The sequence below is a fragment of the Sphingomonas sp. genome, assembly GCF_035555815.1.
In the GTDB taxonomy this organism is placed as follows: domain Bacteria; phylum Pseudomonadota; class Alphaproteobacteria; order Sphingomonadales; family Sphingomonadaceae; genus Sphingomonas.
The window spans coordinates 1-4,839 of the sequence record NZ_DATMGG010000001.1; the positions used below are offsets into that span (position 1 = coordinate 1).

Sequence of the window (4,839 nt, forward strand, 5' to 3'; positions counted from 1 at the left end):
CGGCAGCAACGGGCCATCGACGCCGAGCGCCGCCTGCACCACCGCCGGCAGGATGATCGGCCCGCCGCCGAGCAGGCCGCCGGCCTGCATCGGATTGATCGTCTGGAAAGTGAGCGGCGCGGGCGTCATCTGGTCGAGGAAGAAACCGCCCGCCTGTACGCGCAGCCGCCCCGATTCATAGCGGAGCTGAAGCTCCTCGGTGATGGTGCGCAGGTTGTTGTTGTAGCTGCCGGGATAGGCGCCGAGCAGGTCGGCGATCGGCAGCGGCGTCGAATCGCGATCGGTGGCGCTGGTCGACCGCGACCGGCCATAGCTGAACACGTTCTTGATCGTCAGCGAATCGCTGGCCCGCCACTCGGTGTTGTTGAGGATCAGCAGGTTCTTCGCCACTTCGCGCGTCGGCACGCTCAGCGCGGTCTCGCGCACGCCGCGCGCCTGCTGGGCCAGCAGATACGGCTGGAGCAGCGCGCCATAGGGCCGCGCCGGGTTGACGGCGAGCAGGATGCTGCCGCCGCCGTGTTCCTTGACGTCGAGATAGCTGACCGCGGTGTAGCTGCTGATCGTGTCGGTCGGGTTGAACTGGATGCCCAGGCGCAGGCTGTAGTTGTTGCGGTTGAGATAGTCGCGGCCGGTCACCGCATCGCGGACATAGCCGTCGCGCTTGTCGAACTGGCCGGCCACGCGGATCGCCAGCACGTCGTCGACGATCGGGACGTTGAGCGCGCCCTGGCCGCTGCGGCGGTTCAGATTGCCGACCGTGCCGTCGATATAGCCCTCGACCACGTTCATCTTTGGCCGCGCCGGCTCCAGCAGAACCGCGCCGCCGGTGGTGTTGCGGCCGAACAGCGTACCCTGTGGCCCCTTCAGCACCTGAAGCGAGGCGAGATCGTAGAAATTGCCCGGACCGCTGACGCTCGACGGCACCTCGGCGAAATAGCCGACCACGCCGGGGCCGCTGCCCGTGCCGGGGCCGCCGTTGCCGCCCATGCCGCGGATCGAATAGGTTTCCTGGTTGCGCGCGACATCGCCCAGCACCGACAGCGACGGCGTGAAATTCTGCAGGTCGGTGCCGTTGTTGATACCCTTTTCGCGCAGATTGTCCTGGCTGAAGGCGGTGAGCGACACCGGCACGCTCTGGCCACGCTCCTCGGTGCGGCGGGCGGTGACGATGATATCCTGGAGGCCGCTGTCGTCGACGACTTCGGCCGCCTGCGGCGCGTTCTGGGCATGAGCCCCCGTCGATCCGAGCAGCAGGGCCGCCGGCGCGGCACCCCGCACGAGCAATGCCATCATCTTCCGCTGAGCCATCCGCGTCCTCCCCAATCACCCCGGCTGTTTCGCCCGGTCCAGCCACGGCTATCGGTTTATGAAATGCATTTCAATAGATGTTTCACAAGATTTCGTCCGGTACCCAGAGCTTGCCTAGATGCATTTCAGCGGCATAGTCGGCCGATGAGCGATGAGGAATCGAGCCGCCGCCGGCCGCCGCGCCTGACCGGCGCGATCACGATGGACGATATCGCCCGGCTCGCGAACGTCTCCAAGCCGACCGTGTCGAGGGTGCTGGGCGGCAGCAGCCTGGTGTCAGCCAAGACGCGCGACCGCGTGCTCGCGGTCGCGCGGGAACACGGCTATGCGGTCAATCGCAACGCCCAGAAATTGCGGCAGGCGCGGACCAATACCGTCGCGGTGGTGCTCGATTTCGGATCGCACCGGCACGGCGCGATCGGCGATCCGTTCATCTTCGAGCTGCTGGCCGGCGTGTCCGAGGCGCTGTCGGTCCGCGACGTCGACCTGCTGCTGTCGCCGTCGGGACTCGACAGCGCCGCCGGCTTCATCGATCTCTATCGCTCGCGCGGCACCGATGGCTTCATCGTGCTGGGTCAGGGCGCGCGCGACGGGATGCTGCGCGATCTGGCGCGCAAGGACGTGCCGATGGTGGTGTGGGGCGCGGTGCGTGAGGACGCCGGCTATTGCGCGGTCGGCAGCGACAACCTGGCCGGTGGCCGGCTGGCCGGGGAGCGCTTTCTGGCGCAGGGCCGCCGCAACTGGCTGTTCGTCGGCAATGTCGATCATGAGGAGATCCGCCTGCGCCACGATGGCCTGTGCGCTGCCGCCGCCGGCCGCGACGACATCGCGATCGACCAGTTGCCGACCGGATCGATGACGTTCGCCGCGACCTATCAGTCCGTCACCGACCATCTGCGCGCCGGCGCGGCGCCCGACGCGGTGTTCGCTTTTTCAGACACCGCGGCGATGGCGGTGATCAGCGCGTTTCGCGAACAGGGCCGGGTGGCGCCGCGCGACTATTCGCTGGTCGGCTACAACAACATCCCCCCCAGCGCGCATTTCAATCCGGCGATCACCACGATCGAGCAGGAAACCGGCGTCGCCGGCGCGATCCTGGTCGAAAAGCTGATGCAACGCATCGACGGCGGCCGGCCCAGATCGGTGATGCTGCCGACCAAGATCATCCTGCGCGAAACCTGACCGCGCCGGGACCGGGACGGCGCCGGCCGCCCGATTGCGCCGCGGCGCACCCAGGCCCTTTCCCTCTCCCCACCCCGCTGCTATCGCGCGGCGACTCTCGCATTCGCCCGTCCGGGCGCGCTTCGTGCGATGGGCCGCGACCGACTTCGGCCGCCGCGCCCGTCGCCTCCCCGCCGCGCTCCCCATGGCTGGCCGCACAACAGGGAAGGACCCCCCATGACCGCCATCGGCCAGGATACGCTCTCCACCCGCTCGACGCTCACCGCGGCGGGCAAGAGCTACGACTATTACTCGCTGGCCAAGGCGGCCGCGAAACTGGGCGACATCAGCCGCCTGCCCTTCTCGATGAAGGTGCTGCTGGAGAACATGCTGCGGTTCGAGGACGGCGTGACCGTCACGCCGGAGGATGCCCAGGCGATCGTCGACTGGCAGAACAACCCGGTCGCCCCCGATCGCGAGATCCAGTACCGCCCGGCGCGCGTGCTGATGCAGGATTTCACCGGCGTGCCCTGCGTCGTCGACCTGGCGGCGATGCGCGACGCGATCACCAAGCTGGGCGGCGACGCGGCCAAGATCAATCCGCAGGTGCCGGTCCACCTCGTCATCGACCACTCGGTGATGGTCGACGAGTTCGGCACGCCCAAGGCGTTCGAGGACAACGTCGCGCTCGAATATCAGCGCAACATCGAACGCTATGAATTCCTGAAGTGGGGATCGAAGGCGCTCGACAATTTCCAGGTCGTCCCCCCCGGCACCGGCATCTGTCACCAGGTCAACCTTGAGTATATCGGCCGCGGCGTGTGGTCGACCGACAACAACGGCACCGCGATCGCCTATCCCGACACGCTGGTCGGCACCGACAGCCACACGACGATGATCAACGGCCTGGGCGTGCTCGGCTGGGGCGTCGGCGGGATCGAGGCCGAGGCGGCGATGCTCGGCCAGCCGGTGTCGATGCTGATCCCCGAGGTGGTCGGTTTCAAGCTGACCGGCAAGCTGAAGGAGGGCATCACCGCCACCGATCTGGTGCTGACCGTCACCCAGATGCTGCGCGCCAAGGGCGTGGTCGGCCGCTTCGTCGAATTCTATGGCCCGGGCCTCGCCACCATGACGCTGGCTGACCGCGCGACCATCGCCAACATGGCGCCCGAATATGGCGCGACCTGCGGTTTCTTCCCGATCGACGACAAGACGCTCGATTACATGCGCCTGACCGGCCGGCCCGACGACGAGATCGCGCTGGTCGAGACCTATTGCAAGGCGCAGGGCATGTGGCGCGAGGACAATGCCCCCGACCCGATCTTCACCGACACGCTGGAGCTAGACATGGGTGAGGTCGGCGCGTCGCTGGCCGGTCCGAAGCGTCCGCAGGACCGCGTGTCGCTCAACAAGGTCGACGAGGTGTTCAACGGCGACCTGTTCAAGGTCTACAAGAAGGAACAGCCGGTCCGCGTGCCGGTGACCGGCGCCGCGCACGACATCGGGGACGGCGACGTCGTCATCGCCGCGATCACCAGCTGCACCAACACGTCGAACCCGTCGGTGCTGGTCGCCGCCGGCCTGGTCGCCCGCAAGGCGCGCGCGAAGGGGCTGAAGCCCAAGCCGTGGGTCAAGACGTCGCTCGCCCCCGGTTCGCAGGTCGTCACCGACTATCTCGACAAGGCCGGGCTGACCGAGGATCTCGATGCGCTGGGCTTCAACCTGGTCGGCTATGGCTGCACCACCTGCATCGGCAACTCCGGCCCGCTCGCGCAGCCGATCTCCGACGCGATCAACGGCAACGACATCGTCGCCGCGTCGGTGCTGTCGGGCAACCGCAACTTCGAGGGCCGCGTGTCGGCCGACGTGCGCGCCAATTTCCTCGCCTCGCCGCCGCTGGTCGTCGCCTATGCGCTGAAGGGCACGGTGACCGAGGACATGGCCGAAACCCCGCTGGGTCAGGGGTCGGACGGCGCCGACGTGTTCCTGCGCGACGTGTGGCCGACCAATGACGAGATCGCATCGGTGATGGCCGCCAACATCGACGACGACATGTTCCGTTCGCGCTATGGCAACGTCTATCGCGGCGATGCCCACTGGCAGAAGATCGCGGTGGAGGGGTCGGACACCTACAATTGGCCGCCCGCGTCGACCTATATCGCCAATCCGCCCTATTTCGCCGGGATGACGATGGATCCGGCGCCGGTCACCGACATCATTGACGCGCGGCCGCTGGCGATCCTGGGCGATTCGATCACCACCGACCACATCTCCCCCGCCGGATCGATCAAGGCCGACAGCCCCGCCGGCCACTGGCTGATGGAGCGCCAGGTCAGCAAGGCCGACTTCAACAGCTACGGCTCGCGCCGC

At 67.5% G+C, this 4,839-nt stretch carries 3 protein-coding genes; 2 read left to right on the top strand and 1 reads right to left on the bottom strand.

Annotated features, from left to right (window positions below; genetic code table 11):
• Positions 1-1,308 (bottom strand): TonB-dependent receptor plug domain-containing protein (locus tag VNR91_RS00005; RefSeq protein ID WP_325488740.1); only part of this gene is annotated, 1,308 nt, incomplete at its 3' end.
• Between the two features lie 144 nt (positions 1,309-1,452).
• On the opposite strand from VNR91_RS00005, the gene VNR91_RS00010 reads away from it, so the two are divergent.
• Positions 1,453-2,490 (top strand): LacI family DNA-binding transcriptional regulator, encoded by a 1,038-nt coding sequence (locus VNR91_RS00010; RefSeq protein WP_325488741.1) that lies wholly within the window; start codon positions 1,453-1,455, stop codon positions 2,488-2,490.
• A 216-nt stretch (positions 2,491-2,706) separates the two neighbouring features.
• A partial coding sequence (gene acnA, locus VNR91_RS00015) for an aconitate hydratase AcnA (protein ID WP_325488742.1) occupies positions 2,707-4,839 on the top strand: 2,133 nt, incomplete at its 3' end.

What these genes read in the sequence shown, in the direction of transcription:
- VNR91_RS00010 (WP_325488741.1), top strand. Translation starts at nt 1,453, where the DNA reads ATGAGCGATGAGGAATCGAGCCGCCGCCGGCCGCCGCGCCTGACCGGC.